Consider the following 18913-nt stretch of genomic DNA (forward strand, 5'->3'; position numbering starts at 1 on the left):
AAAGCGGTGGCCAGTTTTAGTTGACCACTACACCGTATAGCAAAAGTTTCAACACGGTCGAAAGTGAGTAAATTACGGATAAGAGTGCGTCGAACATTGAAAATGAAGGTTATTGCTCAGAAGGATGACTGCGGGAAGCCCACTGGCGATCAATAATAAGCCGCTAAAGACGGTCTCTAACGGCTTATAGCTTTTCACACCAGACGGAGAGAGGCCTTTGACAGTGAGCTTGATGTTCCGCTATTACCACCACTAATTGCCGCCACACCGTAAAGCAGGCTACTCAGTTCATCAAGAGGCACGTTAAGCTCATCACTCAATTGAGTCAGATTAATGCCGTTACCAGCCAGAGCGGTCATCATTTTTTCAATAATGAGCGATCTTTCACGCTCAATTCCTCCCGGCTCACCGGTTCGATACCCCTTTGCCGTCGCATCGCGCATCAGACTGTTGTACTGCCATTCTGTAAGCATGTTCAGATTTCGCATTCTGACAATCAGAGCCATCGCCGAGACTTTCCAGAGCGATTTCAATTGCACGATTTTGTCGAACGTCGGCAACGTCATCTTAACAGCCATCACGTTTTCCAGGGGCATCAGAAATGCTGACGCAAAAGCATCCGCTTCACGCTCTGCATCTTGCCCCTTGACGTCACCATGACGGTGGAGCACTAGGTGAGCGAGTTCATGTGCCGCATCGAAACGACTGCGTTCACCTGATTTACGAGTGTTCAGGAAGATGTAAGGGACATCATCTTTCCAGAACGAAAATGCATCGATACTCGCCGTTTCCTCCGAGAGCCAGAACACCTTAACGCCGTGCTTCTCCAAAAGATGAACAACGTTGGTGATGCTCTTCTTGCCAATACCCCAAGCTTCACGCACCGCCTGAGCAGCGATCTCAGGCTCACTTCCGCGAAGATTCGGCAATTCAGGCTGCGGCAGGGTGAAACGGGTGCTGAAATACTCGCTCAGCATAACTCCCAGCGCACCAGCCCCAATTGCCGCATGCTGGTCGGCGGCTTTTGTCGTGCGCAAAGAACGGAATGAAACCGTCAGTGGATCGATTGCTTCAACATCATCCCCGAAAAAAAAGGACTCTGGGTATTTCAGAGCCCTGGCGTACGCCTGGACCGTCTCTGGCGTGGGTTCATATAGGCAATAGGCTTTTTCGTACTCAATTACAATACGGCTGGAAAGTCCCATCTTTTCTGCCAGTTCTTTTAGGGTCAGTTTGCGTCTGATCCGTGCCAGCTTGAGCCGGGATGGATTAAAAAGACGTTTACCGTCATCAACAGGGTTACTCATTTGCTTTCAACAGTAATTGATATGTCATCATTGAAATCCTCATCAGGGAAAATATCCGCACCTTCAAATGGCAGAGGACTCAAAATAATACGCTCACTCCATGCGCTTACGCGGGCAAATCCGTCCTGATTCACCATTCCTACCGGATAAGACACCTCGCAGCGAACCTCTTTGTTAGCCGCATCATAATAGTACAGGACGATATAAGTGCGAGTGCTATCTATCGGAGTGATTTCAGATTTGACTGAATACAAAGCATCCGTCTGGAACATATCAACTGTGCCAGGATTGTTGTGAACAATCGAGCGCGTTGCCTCACCTTTGGCATTTTTGGTTTTCGGCAATCCATCAGGACGCCCGGTGTGTCTATCACCAGAGGTGATAATCAGATTAACCCCTCTCGCTGAGTTAGCGACCATTTCCATTCGCTTGACCACTTCAGGGGACCAGCCGTTACCCTTACCAATTAGTACACGGCGTGTCGCGGCAACCATTTCACTCCAGAAACGGAACCCTGCATCGACAGCTGGGTGAAGCTTGCTGGATTTGCGGCGCTCGTACAAAGCAGATGTCAGAGCAGCATGAATATCGTTTTCTGAAAAGCCCAGTCCATTAAGTACAACATCTGAATCAGCTTCGGTATGCAGGATACAGTAAGGCATGGTCATGAAAGTCTCTCTGGTAGTTTCACTTCATGATTTCAACATAAATATTATGACAAAATCAAGAAGTGATTATCGAAAAGTCATTACGGCTTCATATCTATTTTCTTACTGGCTTTCTCCCAGCTCATTGACATGCTGCGATGTTTGTTAAGCCAACCGGCAGTGAAACTCCAGTTCTCGCGCATAGCTGATTTTTATCTACACCCTCAAATGACGACCTTTCAAAATCAATATTTGTTTCAATTTTCAGCAGAGTAGCTGGTTTCGCCCATGCGAGTTTTTTGCTAGTTAACTGACTTTATCTGCTACACAAAGTGAGATACAGTCTGCGACACAAGACAATCCTGGCTCTGTAGATACCTGACGTATGGTCGAACAAAGCCGCCTTATCGGTCAGCTTTACACATAAAAAAACCCCTGCTTCAGCAGGGCTTATAATCTTGTCGATTTCCTCACAACCAATCGAAAATTAATGATTGTCCTTACGAGATGACGCATAATCACTGATTAAAAAATCATCATATTTTGCAGGCAAAAGTGCCACCTCCCCCCACCCTAACTGGGGTGTCATATAACCCATGCCGACCTCATCTACTCGACTATAAAAAACAGTTATCCTCCCACGATTTTTATCATTAAAAAATCCTCTCCCTTCAGCGGTATCATTAGTGATACGTACTCTGAAATCCCTAAATGATGTTCCTTGGTTGATCTTTAACCAGACATTACTATGGCCTGTAAACGTCTCAATTTTCCAAAACGTACCAAAAAAGAATGCTGGATCAGAAGAACCCTCAGTTATGTCATTGATTTCTTTTAGTGAGTCACAAAATCTGTAGCGCTTTGCTTTACCATCTGCGCCAACAAGGTAAATCTCACGGTAATAATTATGATCGAAATTAACGCATAAAGACTGGACACTAGTTACATGGCTCGGAACCTTGAAAGACTCACCATGATGGCGGGAAATAGGCAATGAAACCTCTTTGCCATTTTTTCTCTCAAAATGAGAATCGACAGGTACCTCGCTGCCCTCAGAATCGATCCTTGGATTGTTATCAGGACGAGACTCGAGAAAACCGCTTATGACTATAATCTCTTCATCTTCAACGGCTTTTTTTGCATCCTCTTGAGATGCATATTTTTTGTACTGAATGGGGCCACATCTCAAACTACAGAAAGGCGCATTATCATCTTTAAGGTGTTTGTAATAGGCCGGAACTTCATTCGTAGTCATGCCCTTGTCAGGATCGGCAGGCACTCGAGTTATATGTTCATAGCAAGAAGGACAAAAAATATATCCTTTCATAGACAGTGAATAAGCAAGCGGCTCGACAGTATTCCTTTTGAGGGCGAGAAGCGTATGCTCGCCTTTAATCCAATCAGGATCGTAGTATGCATAAGCGATTCTACGAGTTGGCATAATTATCCTACCCCATCAATAGTGCATTAGCATGATCTCCAGACTATCACTTTTGGAAACCTCGCTAAAACAACACGGATCACAAAACCTCTATATTTAAAGGGGTTATGATTTGCACTCAAGATTTTCGAAGCGTATTTATCCCCTTTGGAACCATCGTGAATTTGCTTATCCAGATAACTTTTAGAGTACCTCAATTAACTCGACGAGCGTCCTAACAGCAATCCCCTTCCCGTATCGGTTGTACGTGATCGTTGCGTTCGAGTGTCCGAGCACCTGTGAGGCGAACTGTTCAGGGAAGCCATTCTGTTTAAATGTTGTGGCGGCATAGTGGCGCAGTGAATGATATTCAGGCAAGCTATGCTTGCCTCTGAACCTCGTAAACCAACGGCTGAAATAGTGACCATAGCTCCCAAGATGCAATGTTAGCTCAGGGAACAGATGTCCTTTTCTTTCTTTGATAAAATCAAGTAGACCAAGTGTCAGCAGTTGCGAATTGATCGGAACGAATCGGCGCGAACTGTCCGTTTTAAGCGTCTGATTCGGATTCAAGTTATCAACACGGAAGCACCAAACTCCGTCAACTTTCATCATGTCATTGTGGTAAAGCTGGCAGATCTCATTCTGCCTCATCCCCGAATAGCGACCAATCAGAATGATCCACCGCTTCCAATCCTTCACGCCATGTAAAGCAATGTGCAATCGTTTCAGATCGTTGAGCGTGTATGCTGGACGGCGATCCATTGGTGCGGTTATTTCCTTAACACCCATCCCCTCAAATGGGTTTCGAATCTCATCATCCGTGCGAGTTGAAAGCCATTTGAAAAACGCCGAGTTCTTTTTGATGTAACGGTTTCTGGTGGATGCTGAACCTTCAAGGCCATCAACAAACGCCGCCGCGCTTCGTTTGCTGAAAGGCTCTTTTGTAGAATTCAGATATGCATTTACGCACCTATTGATCGTCAGTATTTCCCGTTCACCAACCTCTCCTGTTTTAGCCCTGGTGTACTTATCAAGCTCGCTCTTCAGGCTCTTGAAAGGCTTTTTCTGTTGTGGTTGTTGGAAGGAAGCAGACGGGGTTGCAGTGTGTGCCGGGATGGACTGCGGAACGCAGTGGAAAGGTTGTGAGGTGAGATATTTCTCCACACGGAGCAAAGCTTCACGCTTGGAACGTGTGCGAAGAGAAATACGAATTTCACGGCGTTTCCGAGGTGTAAGGTAGACCCTACGGTAGTACCAGATCCCGTGACGGGAAAGCATCAGATGCGACATTGATTAGCGTCCTAAGTGATACACGAAAGTTGTATCACCGCCGTTTCAATGCACGAAAACAGAGGGTTACATGATGGATATCATGCACTTAGCACAAATGGGTGGGGACCCTGCCAGCTACATCCCGGCACACACGTCACCTGCTGCGGCTGCTTCCTTCCGGACCTGACCGAGTTCACAAGTTAGTGTTGCGGGAGAACCAACAGGGCCCCCATTGACGGCTTCTGTACTCCGAAGCGGTGGGCATTATCGGCGATGCCCTATCAAATAGCAAGCCAACCGGGACCAACCGCTGTTTTCTTACCCACCTGCGCTGTGGCACACTCTCCGCCTGGGTTTTGACTCGCGCAGGAACAGCAACATGCAACCAGAAGACGCCTCTTTCAGCCGGCGGGTATTCCACATCGTGGCCGCCATTCCTTACGGCAAAGTCACCACCTACGGCGAAGTTGCCCGGCTGGCCGGTTCACCGCGCGCCGCGCGTCAGGTCGGCGGCGTGCTGCGGCGTTTGCCGGAAGGCAGCACGCTGCCCTGGCACCGGGTGATCAACCGCCACGGGCAGATATCGCAGCAGGGAGAGGATTTTCAACGGCAGCGGCAGGCATTGCTGGCGGAGGGGATTATTTTCGGCCCGCACAGCACGGTCGATTTCGATCGCTACGGCTGGCGCTGGTAAAACAAAACAGCCTTTGGCCGAAGCGCAAAGGCTGTTGATTTCATCTTGCTGTACCGCAGTAAGATTACTGCATGGCGGTTGGCGCAGCCTGAATCGGCACACCCTGAACCGGAACCAGCAGCAGATCGGCACGGGTGCCGTTGCGGTTGACCACTTCCTGGATGGTGTCGGTAATAAACATCAGTCGCCCTTTGACCGTCACCGCCGCGCTCAGAATGATACGCGCATTCGGTTGGATGTCGGACGGGTTATACGGCAGCGTAAAGCTGAACGGCGCCTGTTGCCCTTCAGTGCGTACCGCGCGCTGTGCAATCACTTTAGACGGCGCATCCGCCAGCGAGGCGTCAGAGAGGGTGACCGTCAGTACTGCGTCCGGCGGCAGCGCAATGCGCTGACGTATATTAACCGAACCTGTCACCGCCGGGCCCTGAATCTGCGTTTGCGCAGCTGCCGGGTTACCGGCCGCCTGTGTAGGCACATAAGCACTCTTTTGCGCGCATCCTGCCAGCGTGATCGTCAGTGCCGCGGCACCGCCTACGATTTGCCAGAGTTTCATGGATCGGTCTCCTTTTTTATTATCAACATGTTGGTGGCTTTCACCGCCGTACCTATTAAACTTAGCACAAAACACTGACAAATCCACTTTGCTCCACCTATTAATCACTTAGCCTGTCCAAAGCGCCCACTATTAAGAGCATTCTCATCGGCCCCATAACGCAAGATGTTGACGCCGCGCCGTGATATTCCGCACACTGCGCAAAATGATTATTAGAAAGGTAACAACTTTATGAGCCAGGCATTGCAAAACCTCCTCGATCTGCTGGATCTGGAGAAAATCGAAGAAGGGCTGTTCCGCGGCCAGAGTGAAGACTTGGGGCTGCGTCAGGTGTTCGGCGGGCAGGTAGTCGGCCAGGCGCTGTACGCCGCCAAGCAGACGGTGCCGGACGAACGCAGCGTGCATTCGTTCCACAGCTACTTCCTGCGCCCGGGCGACAGCAGCAAGCCTATCGTTTACGACGTGGAAACCCTGCGCGACGGCAACAGTTTCAGCGCACGCCGCGTCAGCGCCATCCAGCACGGCAAACCTATCTTCTATATGACCGCCTCCTTCCAGAGCCCGGAGGCAGGTTTTGAGCACCAGAACCTGATGCCGGACGTGCCGCCTCCGGAAGGGCTGCTGTCCGAATCAGAGATCGCCCAAAAGCTGGCGCATATGCTGCCGGAAAAAGTGCGCGAAAAATTTATCGGCCAGAAGCCGATCGAAATGCGCCCGGTGAAATTCCACAACCCGCTGAAAGGCAGCGTGGAAGAACCGCATCGCTACGTCTGGTTCCGCGCCAACGGCAATATGCCGAACGATCAACGCATCCACCAATACCTGCTGGGCTACGCGTCGGACTTTAACTTCCTGCCGACCGCGCTGCAGCCGCACGGCGTCGGCTTCCTCGAGCCGGGCATGCAGGTAGCCACCATTGACCACTCCATGTGGTTCCATCGCCCGTTCCGCATGGATGACTGGCTGCTGTACGCGGTGGAGAGCACCTCCGCTTCCGGCGCACGGGGCTTTGTACGCGGTCAGATCTACACCCGCGACGGCGTCCTGGTCGCCACCACCGTGCAGGAAGGGGTGATTCGCCAGCGCGACGCCTGATCCGCAGCATAAAGAAAGGGGCGATGTTTCCATCGCCCCTTTCGGCTTCATCATTATTTTAGTCTTTAGCGCACTGCCCTGCTTCGAGTCTTATTGGTTGTAGGCGCTCTCGCCGTGGCTGTTGACGTCCAGCCCCTCGCGTTCCTGCTCTTCCGGTACTCTCAGGCCCACCATGGCGCCCGCGATCTTGAAGGCGATAAAGGCGGCGACGCTCGACCACACCAGGGTGATCAGCACGCTCACCAGCTGGATCCAGACCTGATGGCCCATCGTCACCCCTTCGGCGTAGCCGGTGCCGCCCAGCGAAGAGGCGGTGAACACGCCGGTCAGCAGGCAGCCGACGATGCCGCACACCCCGTGCACGCCGAACACGTCACAGGTGTCGTCCACCTTCAGCCATTTCTTCAGCGTCACGACGCCCCACAGGCCGGCGACGCCGCCCACCAGGCCGATGATCAACGCCCCGCCCACGCCCACGGTGCCCGCCGCCGGCGTCACCGCAACCAACCCGGCGATCATGCCGGAGCAGGCGCCCAGCAGCGAAGGCTTGCCGCGCAGCACCCATTCGGCGAAGGTCCAGGAGAGAATGGCGCCCGCGGTGGCGACCACGGTGTTGAGGAATGCCAGGGCCGCAATGCCGTTGGCCGCGCTGGCGGAGCCGGCGTTAAAGCCGAACCAGCCGATATACAGGATGGACGCCCCGGTAAACACCATCGGCAGGTTGTGCGGTTTGAAGGCCTCTTTACCGAAGCCGGCACGCTTGCCGATCAGGTAGGCACCGACCAACCCGGCGCTGGCGGCGTTGATGTGCACCACGGTGCCGCCGGCGAAGTCCAATGCGCCGTCGGTGGCCAGGTAGCCGCCGCCCCACACCATGTGCGCGATCGGCAGATAGGACAGCGTAAACCACACTATCGCGAAGATCAGCACCGCCGAGAAGCGAATGCGTTCGGCGAAGCCGCCCACCACCAGCGCCACGGTAATGCAGGCAAAGGACGCCTGGAAGGCGACGTGGATCATCTGGCTGATGCTGCCGGTGACGCTGTCGATGCCGATGCCTTTCAGCATCGCCGTTTCGAACCCGCCGAACACCGCATTGCCCTCGCTGAACGCCAGGCTGTAGCCATACAGCACCCACAGCACGCAGACCAGCGCGAAGGTGACGGTGACCTGCGTCAGCATCGACAGCACGTTTTTGCCGCGCAGCAGGCCGCCATAAAACAGCGCGATGCCCGGCAGCGTCATGAACAGCACCAACGCGGTGCAGATCATCATAAAGGCGTTGTCGGCCTTATCAGCGACCGCCGGGGCGGCCAGGGCCAAAGAAGGAACCAGGGTTACCGAACTCAGGCCCAACATGGATAACAGTCTTTTCATTATCAATCCATCCCCATCACTTAACTGAGTTCGCGGTTACAGTGCCGATTCGTCGGTTTCGCCGGTGCGAATGCGGATCACGCGTTGCAACTCGGCAACGAAAATTTTGCCGTCGCCGATTTTGCCGGTGTAGGCGGCTTTGCTAATCACATCAACCACTTCATCCAACTGATCGTCAGCGATGGCGATGTCGATTTTGACCTTGGGCAGGAAGTTGACGTTATATTCGGCGCCGCGATACAGCTCGGCGTGCCCCTTCTGGCGGCCAAAGCCCTTCACTTCGGTTACGGTCAACCCCTGAATGCCCACGGAGGACAGAGCCTCGCGCACGTCCTCCAGCTTGTACGGTTTGATTACCACGGTCACCAGCTTCATATTGCCCCTCCACGAATTAAGCCCAAACTCACCCCTGGTACGCGTCATATGTAGCAAGGCCTGTGCCAGATTTGATTTTGCATGACGATTCAGCGGATTAGCGGGAACGCGGGCACCATCAGGCCGCGGCGCCATACCGATACCCTGAATTGATTAAATATCGCGCACTGATTTGGTGCGCATCGCGTCGAAAAAGTGCAGAAAGGGGGCATGGCGCAGGCGGGTTGCCTGCTTGTGGTGCGTGGGGAAAAAAAGAAGGGCCGCGATCGCGGCCCATGCTCAGGCGGGTTGGCTCTCTTCGCGCACCGCTTCCGCCAGCTGCTCGCCCGCCAGCTGCAGCTGGTACATCTGGTAGTAGCGCCCCTGCTGCGCCAGCAGCTGCTGATGGTTGCCCTGCTCTACCGCCTGGCCGCGATGCAGCACCAGGATGGAGTCGGCATCGACAATAGTCGACAGCCGGTGGGCGATCACCACCAGCGTGGTGTGCTCGCGGATCGCACGTAGCGCGCGCTGGATCGCCTGTTCGGTGCCCGAATCGATATTGGCGGTCGCCTCGTCGAGGATCAGGATCTGCGGCGCCTGCACCAAGACCCGCGCCATCGCCAGCAGCTGTTTCTGCCCGACGGACAGGTTATTGCCCTGCTCCCCCAGCCGGGTGTGAATACCCTGCGGGAAGCCGCGCACCAGATCCGCCAGCTGCACCGTTTCCAGCGCCTGCCACACGGCGTCTTCCTCGATGTTGCGCCCCAACGTAACGTTGGCCAGCACCGAATCGGCGATCACCACCGGATCCTGCTGCACCATCGCCACGCCCTGGCGCAGCGTGCGGTGCGACAGGCTGGATATCGGGCGGCCATCGAGACGCACTTCCCCCTCGCTGACCGGGTAATAGCCCATCAGCAGGTTGGCCAAGGTGCTCTTGCCGCTGCCGGTATGCCCGACCAGCGCCACAAAACCGCGCGAAGGCACCGCCAGCGAAATGTGCTGCAGCACCTTTTTGTCCGCGCGGTAAGCGAAGCTCAGATCGGTGATGTCGATGCGGCCACCGGCCAGCGGACGATCGTCGGCACCGTAACTCTGCTGGCTGCGATCCATCAGCTCGAAAATGCGTTCACCGGCCACCACCGCCTGCTGCAGGATCGACTGCTGCGACGTGAGCTCGATCAGCGGTTCGTTCAGGCGCCCCAGGTAGTTGATGAAGGCGTAGAGCACGCCGACGCCAATCACCCCCTCGCCGCTGAAGCCGAACAGCATCAGCAGCCCGCACAGCACCAGCGCCGAAAACAGGCTGAGCAGCGGCCGCAGCAGGAAACCGTCGAGCCGCAGGGTCTGCATGCGCGCCAGATAGTGCGACTGGCTGGCGGCGCTCATGCGTTCGCCGAAGCGCACCTGCTGGCGGAACTGCTGAATCACGCCCATGCCGTTGATCACTTCGTTGAAACCGTCGTTGATGTCCGCCAGATAGCTGCGCACCCGGCGCACGATCGGCGTGCTGTAGTATTGATAGATGCCCATCACCACAAACACCGCCGGGAAGATGCAGACCGCCACCAGCGCCATGCGCCAGTCGAGGCTGAACATCGCCACCAGCATGGCGCCGATCAGCGCGGCGTTTTTCAGCACCGTGGAGACCACCATCACGTACAGATCCTTGATCACCTCAGTGTCGTTGGTGACGCGCGAGATCAATTGCCCGACCGGCTGCGTGTCGAAGGCGCTGAGCGGCTGGCGCAGCGCGGCGTCCATCACGTCGGTGCGCAGCCGCTGGACCACCCCCACCGCCGCCTGGTTGAACAGCAGCGCCTGGAAGTAGTGCAGCGCCGCCGCCAGCAGCTCCAGCAGAATATAAGCCGCCGCCAGCCCGCCGACGATCGTCAGCGGCAGTTGCCCTTTGGCAACGTAGTTATCGATAAAATAGCTCACCAGGATCGGCCCGGCGACTTCCGCCGCCGCCGCGATCCACAGCATCAGCACCGCCAGCCCCAGCGGTTTGCGGTACGGCGAGCCATAGGCCAGCAGCCGCTTCAGCGTCGGCCACAGCTTTTGCACTTTATTCATCGGCCAACGCCTCCTCGCCGTTTTCCGGCGCTTCGTCCAGCGCCGCTTCCAGCTGCTGATAACGGTACATATCGCGATACCAGCCCGGCTGCGCCGCCAGCGCCGCCGGATCGCCGCGCTGCGCAACGCCGCCGTGCTGCATCACCAGGATCTCGCTGGCCTCGGTCAAGGCCGACAGCCGGTGCGCGCTGATGATCACCGTGCGATCTTGCCCCCAGCTGCGCAGGTTGTGCAGGATCTGGTGTTCGGTACGGCCGTCCACCGCCGACAGCGCGTCGTCGAGGATCAGGATCTCCGCATCCAGCAGCAGCGCACGCGCAATGGAGATACGCTGTTTCTGCCCGCCCGACAGCATCACGCCGCGTTCGCCCACTTCGGTGTCATAGCCCTGCGGCAGCCGCAGAATGTCCTCATGGACGCTGGCCAACCGCGCCGCCTGTTCAATCTGCGCCTGCGTCGCCCCCGGATGGCCCAGCGCGATGTTGTTCGCCACGGTATCGGAGAACAGGAACGGCGTCTGGCTCACCACCGACAGCCGCGAACGCCAGTCGTCGAGTTTGACCTGCGGCAACGGCAGGCCGTGATAGCGGATCTGCCCTTGGTCGACGTCGAACTGGCGCTGGATCAGCGACAACAGCGTCGACTTGCCGGCGCCGGTCGGCCCGCACAGCCCCAGCATCTGCCCCGGCTTCAGCGTCAGCGCCACGTCATGCAGAGCCGGATGCGGGTTTTCCGGGTAGTGGAACGCGCGGATATCCACGTCCAGCACGCCGCGGCCGGCCGGCAACGCCTGCGGGCCGTCCTGCACCGCCGGCGCCTCGTCGAGCAGGCTGCGGATGCGGCTATAGGCCGCGCTGCCGCGTTCGACGATGTTGAACATCCAGGCCAGCGCCAACATCGGCCAGATCATCAGGCCGAGATACATCACAAAGCTGGTCAGCTGCCCGAGCGTCAGCGATCCGTTCACCACCATCCAGCTGCCGCCGCCGATGGCCAGCAGGTTAGAGGCGCCGATGGCGATATAAATGGTCGGATCGAAGCGCGCATCCACCCGCGCCACGTGCATGTTCTTGGCGCCGGTCTGCGCCGCCACCTCGGCGAAGCGGTTGGATTGGTGATCTTCCAGCCCAAAGGCCTTGATCATGCGGATGCTGGTCATGCTTTCCTGCGCCTGATCGTTCAGGCTGGAAAACGCCGCCTGTGCCGATTTAAAGCGCTGGTGCAGCTGGTCACCGTAATATTTGATGGCGATCGCCATCAGCGGCATCGGGATCAACGCCAACACCGTCAGCTGCCAGCTGATTTGGGTGCTCATCACCACCAGCACCACCAACCCCATCACCAGCGAATCCACCAGCGTCAGCACGCCTTCGCCGGCGGCGAACACCACGCGGTCCACGTCGTTGGTGGCGCGCGCCATCAGATCGCCGGTGCGGTGGCGCAGGTAGAACGCCGGGTTTTGCCGGCTGAGCTGGCGGTAAAAGTTTTCGCGCAGCTCGACCGCCAGCTGGTAGGAGGCGCCGAACAGCAACACCCGCCACACATAGCGCAGCAGGTAAACGACGATCGCGGTGCCGATCATCAGCCCGAGCCAGGCCATCAGCACGCCGGTAGACATTTGTTTTTCGGTGACGCCGTCCACGATGATGCCGACCAGCTTAGGCGGCAGCAGTTGCAGGATGGCGATGACGATCAGCAGCACCACCGCCCCGAGGTAGCGGCGCCACTCCCGGCGGAAGTACCAGCCGATTTGAGCAAATAATCTCACGCAGTTTGATTCCAGGGTTTTATGGGATTTGTCTCTTTTTCTGCTTCAGCAGAGCAGGATACCACCGTTGAGCCGCCCGTCCGGTGAACTTTTCACTCCGGCACCGGCAGCGCGGTGGTGTATTTGATTTTTTCCATGGCAAAGCTCGAGGTGACATCGATGAGGCCCGGTACGCCGTTCACCAGGCGCTTATAAAAGCCGTCGTAGCTTTTCATGTCCGCCACTTCGACCTGCATCAGATAGTCGTACTCCCCCGCCATGCGGTAGAACGCCAGCACCTCGGGCATCTGGCTGGTCAGTTGCACAAACGCCTGATACCACTCGCTGCTGTGCTGCTGGGTCTTGATCAGCACGAACGCCGTCAGCCCCAGGCCGAGCTTTTCGTTATCCAGCAGCGCCACCCGGCCGCGGATATAGCCCTCGTCTTCCAGGCGCTTCAGCCGTTTCCAGCACGGCGTCGAGGTCAAATTGACCGCATCGGCCAGCGCCTGCAGCGACTGGGTGCAATCTTGCTGCAGCATGCACAGCAGCTTACGGTCTGTTTTATCTAACATAGCGGCCACCAGGAGAAAAATTTTCTCTCATTAGGCGATTAAACAGGAAAAATGGCAATCCTTTTTTCCTGCCGACAGGCTATGCTACGCCATAAACCAGCCCCCTATTTTGAGGCCAAATCATGACAAACTCTTGGGTAAAATATGCTATCGGTGAAATAGAAGCGGATTTTCAGCGCTCCGCCGATACGCACCTGATTCGCCTGAACCTGCCGGCGTTTCCCGGCATCTGCCTGTATCTGAAGGATGAGAGCACCCACCCGACCGGCAGCCTGAAACACCGCCTGGCGCGCTCGCTGTTCCTTTATGGGCTGTGCAACGGCTGGATCACCGAGAACACCACCATCATCGAGGCCTCTTCCGGCAGCACCGCGGTGTCCGAAGCCTACTTCGCTCGTCTGATCGGCCTGCCGTTCATCGCGGTGATGCCATCCTGCACCGCGCGCCGCAAGGTGGAGCAGATCGCCTTTTACGGCGGCCGCTGTCACTTCGTCGATCACGCCGCCCAGATCTACGCCGCCTCCGAACAGCTGGCGAAAGAGCTGAACGGCCACTATATGGATCAGTTCACCTACGCCGAACGCGCCACCGACTGGCGCGGCAACAACAACATCGCCGACAGCATTTTCCGCCAGATGGCGCGCGAACCCTTCCCGGTGCCGAAACACATCGTGATGAGCGCCGGCACCGGCGGCACCTCCGCCACGCTGGGGCGCTACATCCGCTATCAGGGGCACGACACCCAATTGACGGTGGTCGATCCGGAAAATTCGGTGTTCTATGACTGCTTCCACCACGGCGATCGCACCCTGATCGGCAGCTGCGGCAGCCGTATCGAAGGCATCGGCCGCCCGCGCGCCGAGCCGTCGTTCATCCCGTCGGTGGTCGACAACATGCTGCGGGTGCCGGATGCCGCCAGCGTCGCTACCATTCACTGGCTGGAAGGCGTGTTAGGCCGCAAGGTTGGCGCTTCCACCGGCACCAACGTCTGGGGTGCGCTGCAGCTGGCGAAACAGATGCGGGAAAACGGCGAGCAAGGGGCGATCGTCACCCTGCTGTGCGACAGCGGCGAGCGTTATCTGGATACCTATTACAACCCGGAATGGGTCAGCAACAACATCGGCGATCTGCAGCCGTATCTGGCGCAGCTGGCGGATTTGTAACGCCAGGCTCCGGATAAAAAAAAGCCGGGTAGTCATACCCGGCCGGCTGTAAGGAGAACCTCATTCTTCGGGGGAATAGGTGAGGCAAGGTGAACGCAGCCAATGTTGTAAATAGTGGGCCACCGCCTGTTGCTGGCAATGGCCGATAACCGGTAGCTGCGGCAGCAGGGATTTCAGCTGCGGCAGGGCGTTGCCCATCACCACGCCGTGCCCCACCGCCCCCAGCATCTCTTTGTCGTTCATCGCGTCGCCGAACGCCATGCAGTCGGCCATCGTCAGCCCCAGATGGCGGCTCAGCCGGTCCAGCGCCGTGCCTTTGTTGCAACCGAGCGGCAGCACTTCCAGACAGTCGTAAGCGGAAAAGCACAGGTCTGCCTCGTCGCCCAGCTGTGCCCGCAGCTGCACCTGCAACGCCAGCAGCTCCTCATGCGGCGCGACAAAGCACACCTTGCTGTTGCCGAACGCCGGCAGGCGGCGCACGTCGGCCAGCTGAAAACGAAAGCCGCTCAGGTGGTGCGCTTGCAGCATCTCTTCCGGCACGGGAAACTCGGTCAGCCAACCTTCATCGCGGAACACGTGCATGCTGGCGCGGGTGCGCCAATGATGATGCAGCACCTCTTCGGCGACCGCCGCTGGCAAATCGGTGGCGTGCAGCTGTTGGCCGCGGTTGTCATACACTCGCGTGCCGTTGCCGGTGATCAGGTAACCCTGCAGCCCCAGCTGCGCCATGATCGGCTGCGCGTCGAGGTAGTGCCGCCCGGTGGCGAACGTCACCACCATTTCCCGCTCCACCAGCTGGTTCAGCACCGCCAGCGTTTCCGGGCCAACCCGGTGATCCGGCATCAACAGCGTGCCGTCCATATCGAAAGCTGCCAGGCGATACATAAAGACCTCTTGAATGTGAACGCGATTACAATCAGTGCAGTATGGGATGGTATTTGCGGAAGTAATAGTGAACAATTTGAGAAAACTGTTCCGGATTTCTGCCCATGCGCCTGGTTCACCGTCTCAGCCAATATCAACGCCTGTACCAGCAGCTCGGCAACGCGCCGGTCGCCGTGACCATCGGCGAGCTGGCGGCGATGTTCTACTGCAGCGAACGGCACGCCCGCACGCTGGTGCAACAGCTGCAGGATCAGGGTTGGCTGAGCTGGCATTCGCAGCCCGGCCGCGGCAAACGCGCCCGCCTGCATTGCCTGAAAACCCCGGATGAACTGCGCGCGCAGCTGCTGCAACAGCTGCTGCAACAGGGCAACCATCAGGGGGCGCTGGAGATGGCGCAGCTCGATCCGCTGCACCTGCAGGATCTGCTCAGCCCGCACCTCGGCGGGCAATGGCAGGCCGGCAGCCCGACGCTGCGCATTCCCTATTACCGCACGCTGGAAGCGCTCGACCCACTCACGCTGACCGGCCGCGCCGAGCAACATCTGGTATCGACCCTGCACGCCGGGCTGACGCGCCTGATGACCGGTAACCCGGAACCGCAGCCCGATCTGGCGCACCACTGGCAGATTGGCGAGCACGGCCTGCGCTGGCGCTTCTTTCTGCGCAGCCAGCTACGCTGGCACAACGGTGAACCACTGACCGGCCAACAGCTGCTGCAAACGCTGGAAAAGCTGCAGCGCCACCCGCGCAGCCAACCCAGCCTGGCCAACGTCGCGCACATCAGCCTGCCACATCCGCTGTGCATCCAGTTCGATCTGCGCCTGGCGGACTATTGGCTGGCTCACCGGCTGGCGGAGCTGCCTTGCCTGATGACCCACCCGGAGCTGCCGACCATCGGCGCCGGCCCGTTCAAGCTGGCGTTGAATGAGCCGCAGCTGGTGCGGCTGGAACAGCACGCCGGTTACCATCTGCAGCATCCGTATCTGGACACCATCGAGTACTGGATCACCCCCGACCTGCCCACCGCCGGCGCCGACACCAGTTGCCAGCATCCGGTGCGCATCACCATCGGTCAGCAAGACGATTTGGCGCAGGCCAGGCCGGTGCAGCGCAGCATGAGCCTGGGCTGGTGTTATCTGGCGCTGAACCTGCGCCACGGCGTACTGAGCGAAGCCCAGGGGCAAAAGCTGCTGATGCTGATTCAGCAGTCCGGCCTGCTGAGCCGGCTGCCTATTCCCAACAGCGTGATCACCCCCAGCCATGAAATGCTGCCCGGCTGGCGTATTCCCAGCCAACGGATTGAGGAAGATGTCCCTCTGCCCGCCCGGCTGACGCTGCTGTATCGGCCGCCGGTCGAGCTGGAAACGGTGACGGTCGCGCTGCGGCGGCTGCTGGCGCAGCACGGCTGCGAGCTGGAGGTGCGTTACTACGCCGGTAAGCGCTGGCAAAGCGAGGCGCAGATCGCCCAGGCCGACCTGCTGCTGGCGGACAACCTGATCGGTGAAGCGCCGGAGGCGACGCTGGAGAGCTGGCTGCGGCAGGATACGCTGTGGCGCGGCATCCTGACGGAAAGCCGCTGGCAGCAGCAGCAGGACACGCTGCGGCAGATCCAGCAGCTGCAGGCGCAGCAACCGCGCTTCGCACAGCTGCAGGCTTATTATCAACGGCTGATGGCCGCCGCCATCATCACGCCGCTGTTTCACTACCAGTATCAGATCAGCGCGCCGCCGCGTATGCATGGCGTCACGCTAACCGCCCACGGCTGGTTCGATTTTTGCCAGGCGTGGCTGCCGCCGCCGGTGGACGACGCACCGGCCTGAGCCGAACCGCCCTGCGCTTGGCGGCCCTTTCTGCTACTATTGTCGCCGCAACGCAATTTTTATCCTGCCGCCCGAATGTGTATCGGGAGAGGCCAAAGCCCAAAAAGGTGATTTTATGAAGCGCGCGGTTGTCGTTTTCAGCGGTGGACAAGACTCCACGACCTGCTTGATCCAGGCATTGCAACAGTATGATGAAGTTCACTGCGTCACGTTCGATTACGGCCAGCGCCATCGCGCCGAGATTGAAGTGGCTCAAGAGCTGTCGGTAGCCCTCGGCGCCAAGGCACACAAGGTGCTGGACGTAACGCTGCTCAATGAGCTGGCCGTCAGCAGCCTGACGCGCGACAATATTCCGGTTCCCGCCTACGATCCCAATCAGAAAAATGCGCTGCCGAGCACCTTCGTGCCGGGCCGCAACATCCTGTTCCTGACGCTGGCGGCGATCTACGCCTACCAGGTGGAAGCGGAAGCGGTGATCACCGGCGTGTGTGAAACCGATTTCTCCGGCTATCCGGATTGCCGCGACGAGTTCGTTAAAGCGTTGAACAAGGCGGTGACGCTGGGCATCGCCCGCGATATCCGCTTTGAAACGCCGCTGATGTGGCTGAACAAGGCCGAGACCTGGGCGCTGGCGGATTATTACCACCAGCTGGATCGCGTACGCCAGGATACGCTGACCTGCTACAACGGCATCAAAGGTGACGGCTGCGGCGAATGTGCCGCCTGCAACCTGCGCGCCAATGGCCTGATGCAGTACCGGGCCAACCAGGCGGAAGTGATGGCGGCGTTGAAACAGAAGGCCGCTCTGGCCTGAGGCAGTGATGGCGGCAGCCTCTGCCGCCCGTAAGCTTACTGCAGATTATCCTTCGGCGTGAGCGCCTCCAGGTGCTCGCGCAATTCTCCTTCGATCGGCAGCGCACGCTGCGTTTTCAGATCGACACACACGAAAGTCAGCAGCGCGTCGGCCACCGGCGTCCCCGCCGGATCCTGCGTCACCTTTTGGCTCAGCACCCCGCTCTTGCCGTTGAGCTGCACCATCTGGCTGTCGATACGCAGCTTATCCCCCAATACCGCCGGGCTGCGGTAATTGATATTGATGTTCACCACGATGAAAGCGATGTTGTTTTCCGTCATCCAGCGGAACCCGGCCTCGTTCTCCAGCCATTCCCAGCGCGCCTCTTCCAGAAACTCCAGATAGCGGGCATTGTTAACGTGCTGGTAAACATCAAGGTGATAACCGCGAACTTTGATAAAGGTTTGCATAGGGAACGATCGCTCCTGCCTGGTGATTACAGAAAGAGGGAGCCGCGGCGGCTCCCTCGCCCGTTTGGTCAACGCGCCAAACTGGTAAGACCTGTAAAATGTAGCAGAGGAGTGACGGCCTCAGCGGCATTTTGCCACGCAGCCGCGACCGGGATCACATTTTCAGCCGGGTGCGGTTCTTCTCAAACAGCGCCGGCCCGATGCCCGGCACCTCCTGCAACTGTTCAACCTGGGTGAACGGCCCATTCTGCTCACGGTAGCGCACGATGCCTTCCGCCTTCTTCAAACCGACGCCGCTCAAGGCGGCGGCCAACTGTTCGGCGGTAGCCTGATTGATGCTGACCGCCGCCTCCTCGGCTGTCTTGGTCATCACCGATTGCCCGCCATTGCTCGCCGGTGCTGAGAGCATGGGTGCCGGCGCCTCGGCTTTATCCACCGCGGCAGCCGGCCCCGCCAGGCACAACAGCAGCGCGGTCAGCGCAGCTTTGATGTGATGCGGGTAACCTGATAACGCTGATTTTTTCTCAGTATGTTTCATGCTGTATCCTCCTTGTGTGTGACAGCAAGGCTACCTTGCCGCGGCGGCGAATATTCAGCAATCGGCGGATATCAGATGTGGAAAAGGCCGCGAAAGCGGCCTTTGTTTGTTGCACTGC

General features: G+C 57.9%; 18 protein-coding genes and 1 other RNA gene. 5 read left to right on the plus strand and 14 right to left on the minus strand.

The genetic code is table 11. From position 1 onward, the window contains the following. Window positions 1-194: 194 nt before the first annotated feature. From HMPREF3138_RS04715 to ffs, 5 genes are all read right to left on the minus strand, one after another. Window positions 195-1307 carry a helix-turn-helix domain-containing protein gene (locus HMPREF3138_RS04715; protein WP_017145378.1) on the minus strand — a complete coding sequence of 371 codons (1113 nt, stop codon included), beginning with the start codon at window positions 1305-1307 and terminating at the stop codon, window positions 195-197. Beyond that, entirely contained in the window at window positions 1304-1975 is a 672-nt protein-coding gene (locus HMPREF3138_RS04720; RefSeq protein WP_038876207.1) for a hypothetical protein, read from the minus strand. The genes HMPREF3138_RS04715 and HMPREF3138_RS04720 overlap by 4 nt, the downstream gene beginning before the upstream one ends. Window positions 1976-2441: 466 nt before the next feature. Beyond that, complete coding sequence (locus tag HMPREF3138_RS25130; protein WP_071605391.1) at window positions 2442-3395, minus strand: hypothetical protein; 954 nt, start codon at window positions 3393-3395, stop codon at window positions 2442-2444. 183 nt (window positions 3396-3578) lie between these two features. Continuing rightward, a complete protein-coding gene (locus HMPREF3138_RS04730) occupies window positions 3579-4667 on the minus strand; it encodes a site-specific integrase (protein ID WP_038876203.1) in 1089 nt (362 codons plus the stop codon). 108 nt (window positions 4668-4775) lie between these two features. Further along, an RNA gene (gene ffs, locus HMPREF3138_RS04735) (signal recognition particle sRNA small type) lies at window positions 4776-4872 on the minus strand. Window positions 4873-5028: 156 nt separating this feature from the next. Here ffs and HMPREF3138_RS04740 point away from each other — a divergent pair. After that, window positions 5029-5343, plus strand: a complete 315-nt coding sequence (locus tag HMPREF3138_RS04740) for an MGMT family protein (protein WP_038876201.1) — start codon at window positions 5029-5031, stop codon at window positions 5341-5343. A gap of 64 nt (window positions 5344-5407) precedes the next feature. Here HMPREF3138_RS04740 and HMPREF3138_RS04745 read toward each other — a convergent pair whose 3' ends face one another. Next, on the minus strand, window positions 5408-5899 hold the full coding sequence (locus HMPREF3138_RS04745) for a YbaY family lipoprotein (protein WP_038876199.1): 492 nt from the start codon (window positions 5897-5899) through the stop codon (window positions 5408-5410). A 231-nt stretch (window positions 5900-6130) separates the two neighbouring features. On the opposite strand from HMPREF3138_RS04745, the gene tesB reads away from it, so the two are divergent. Next, complete coding sequence (gene tesB / locus HMPREF3138_RS04750; protein WP_038876197.1) at window positions 6131-6994, plus strand: acyl-CoA thioesterase II; 864 nt, start codon at window positions 6131-6133, stop codon at window positions 6992-6994. 90 nt (window positions 6995-7084) lie between these two features. On the opposite strand, the gene amtB is transcribed toward tesB, so the two are convergent. From amtB to HMPREF3138_RS04775, 5 genes are all read right to left on the minus strand, one after another. Further along, on the minus strand, window positions 7085-8371 hold the full coding sequence (gene amtB, locus HMPREF3138_RS04755) for an ammonium transporter AmtB (protein WP_038876195.1): 1287 nt from the start codon (window positions 8369-8371) through the stop codon (window positions 7085-7087). A 36-nt stretch (window positions 8372-8407) separates the two neighbouring features. Further along, window positions 8408-8746, minus strand: a complete 339-nt coding sequence (gene glnK, locus HMPREF3138_RS04760; RefSeq protein ID WP_070558818.1) for a P-II family nitrogen regulator — start codon at window positions 8744-8746, stop codon at window positions 8408-8410. 279 nt (window positions 8747-9025) lie between these two features. Further along, a complete protein-coding gene (gene smdB, locus HMPREF3138_RS04765; RefSeq protein ID WP_038876193.1) occupies window positions 9026-10804 on the minus strand; it encodes a multidrug efflux ABC transporter permease/ATP-binding subunit SmdB in 1779 nt (592 codons plus the stop codon). Next, entirely contained in the window at window positions 10797-12572 is a 1776-nt protein-coding gene (gene smdA, locus HMPREF3138_RS04770; RefSeq protein WP_038876191.1) for a multidrug efflux ABC transporter permease/ATP-binding subunit SmdA, read from the minus strand. The genes smdB and smdA overlap by 8 nt, the downstream gene beginning before the upstream one ends. Window positions 12573-12664: 92 nt before the next feature. After that, complete coding sequence (locus HMPREF3138_RS04775) at window positions 12665-13126, minus strand: Lrp/AsnC family transcriptional regulator (protein WP_004940330.1); 462 nt, start codon at window positions 13124-13126, stop codon at window positions 12665-12667. 122 nt (window positions 13127-13248) lie between these two features. On the opposite strand from HMPREF3138_RS04775, the gene HMPREF3138_RS04780 reads away from it, so the two are divergent. After that, a complete protein-coding gene (locus tag HMPREF3138_RS04780; protein ID WP_004940335.1) occupies window positions 13249-14289 on the plus strand; it encodes a PLP-dependent cysteine synthase family protein in 1041 nt (346 codons plus the stop codon). 60 nt (window positions 14290-14349) lie between these two features. Here the strand turns inward: HMPREF3138_RS04780 and cof are convergent, their stop codons facing one another. Then, window positions 14350-15174, minus strand: coding sequence for an HMP-PP phosphatase (cof, locus tag HMPREF3138_RS04785; protein ID WP_038876189.1), 825 nt, complete (start codon window positions 15172-15174; stop codon window positions 14350-14352). A gap of 104 nt (window positions 15175-15278) precedes the next feature. Here cof and HMPREF3138_RS04790 point away from each other — a divergent pair, with 104 nt between their 5' ends. Next, window positions 15279-16994, plus strand: a complete 1716-nt coding sequence (locus HMPREF3138_RS04790) for an SgrR family transcriptional regulator (RefSeq protein ID WP_038876187.1) — start codon at window positions 15279-15281, stop codon at window positions 16992-16994. 115 nt (window positions 16995-17109) lie between these two features. Further along, on the plus strand, window positions 17110-17808 hold the full coding sequence (queC, locus tag HMPREF3138_RS04795) for a 7-cyano-7-deazaguanine synthase QueC (RefSeq protein ID WP_025301770.1): 699 nt from the start codon (window positions 17110-17112) through the stop codon (window positions 17806-17808). Between the two features lie 35 nt (window positions 17809-17843). On the opposite strand, the gene HMPREF3138_RS04800 is transcribed toward queC, so the two are convergent. Both HMPREF3138_RS04800 and HMPREF3138_RS04805 read right to left on the minus strand, forming a co-directional pair. Continuing rightward, entirely contained in the window at window positions 17844-18257 is a 414-nt protein-coding gene (locus HMPREF3138_RS04800; RefSeq protein ID WP_038876185.1) for an acyl-CoA thioesterase, read from the minus strand. 154 nt (window positions 18258-18411) lie between these two features. Next, window positions 18412-18795: a ComEA family DNA-binding protein gene (locus HMPREF3138_RS04805; protein ID WP_038876183.1), complete on the minus strand. Its 384-nt coding sequence runs from the start codon at window positions 18793-18795 to the stop codon at window positions 18412-18414. Window positions 18796-18913 lie beyond the last annotated feature (118 nt).

Source organism: Serratia sp. HMSC15F11 (genome assembly GCF_001808215.1).
Lineage (GTDB): Bacteria > Pseudomonadota > Gammaproteobacteria > Enterobacterales > Enterobacteriaceae > Serratia > Serratia nevei.

Bases quoted from the DNA above. Each gene is read 5' to 3' on its own strand.
- HMPREF3138_RS04720 (WP_038876207.1), bottom strand. From the start codon at position 1,975: ATGACCATGCCTTACTGTATCCTGCATACCGAAGCTGATTCAGATGTT.
- HMPREF3138_RS04745 (WP_038876199.1), bottom strand. From the start codon at position 5,899: ATGAAACTCTGGCAAATCGTAGGCGGTGCCGCGGCACTGACGATCACG.
- cof (WP_038876189.1), bottom strand. From the start codon at position 15,174: ATGTATCGCCTGGCAGCTTTCGATATGGACGGCACGCTGTTGATGCCG.
- HMPREF3138_RS04800 (WP_038876185.1), bottom strand. From the start codon at position 18,257: ATGCAAACCTTTATCAAAGTTCGCGGTTATCACCTTGATGTTTACCAG.
- HMPREF3138_RS04715 (WP_017145378.1), bottom strand. From the start codon at position 1,307: ATGAGTAACCCTGTTGATGACGGTAAACGTCTTTTTAATCCATCCCGG.
- smdB (WP_038876193.1), bottom strand. From the start codon at position 10,804: ATGAATAAAGTGCAAAAGCTGTGGCCGACGCTGAAGCGGCTGCTGGCC.
- HMPREF3138_RS04775 (WP_004940330.1), bottom strand. From the start codon at position 13,126: ATGTTAGATAAAACAGACCGTAAGCTGCTGTGCATGCTGCAGCAAGAT.
- HMPREF3138_RS04805 (WP_038876183.1), bottom strand. From the start codon at position 18,795: ATGAAACATACTGAGAAAAAATCAGCGTTATCAGGTTACCCGCATCAC.
- HMPREF3138_RS04740 (WP_038876201.1), top strand. From the start codon at position 5,029: ATGCAACCAGAAGACGCCTCTTTCAGCCGGCGGGTATTCCACATCGTG.
- HMPREF3138_RS04790 (WP_038876187.1), top strand. From the start codon at position 15,279: ATGCGCCTGGTTCACCGTCTCAGCCAATATCAACGCCTGTACCAGCAG.
- HMPREF3138_RS04780 (WP_004940335.1), top strand. From the start codon at position 13,249: ATGACAAACTCTTGGGTAAAATATGCTATCGGTGAAATAGAAGCGGAT.
- HMPREF3138_RS25130 (WP_071605391.1), bottom strand. From the start codon at position 3,395: ATGCCAACTCGTAGAATCGCTTATGCATACTACGATCCTGATTGGATT.
- tesB (WP_038876197.1), top strand. From the start codon at position 6,131: ATGAGCCAGGCATTGCAAAACCTCCTCGATCTGCTGGATCTGGAGAAA.
- HMPREF3138_RS04730 (WP_038876203.1), bottom strand. From the start codon at position 4,667: ATGTCGCATCTGATGCTTTCCCGTCACGGGATCTGGTACTACCGTAGG.
- amtB (WP_038876195.1), bottom strand. From the start codon at position 8,371: ATGAAAAGACTGTTATCCATGTTGGGCCTGAGTTCGGTAACCCTGGTT.
- queC (WP_025301770.1), top strand. From the start codon at position 17,110: ATGAAGCGCGCGGTTGTCGTTTTCAGCGGTGGACAAGACTCCACGACC.
- glnK (WP_070558818.1), bottom strand. From the start codon at position 8,746: ATGAAGCTGGTGACCGTGGTAATCAAACCGTACAAGCTGGAGGACGTG.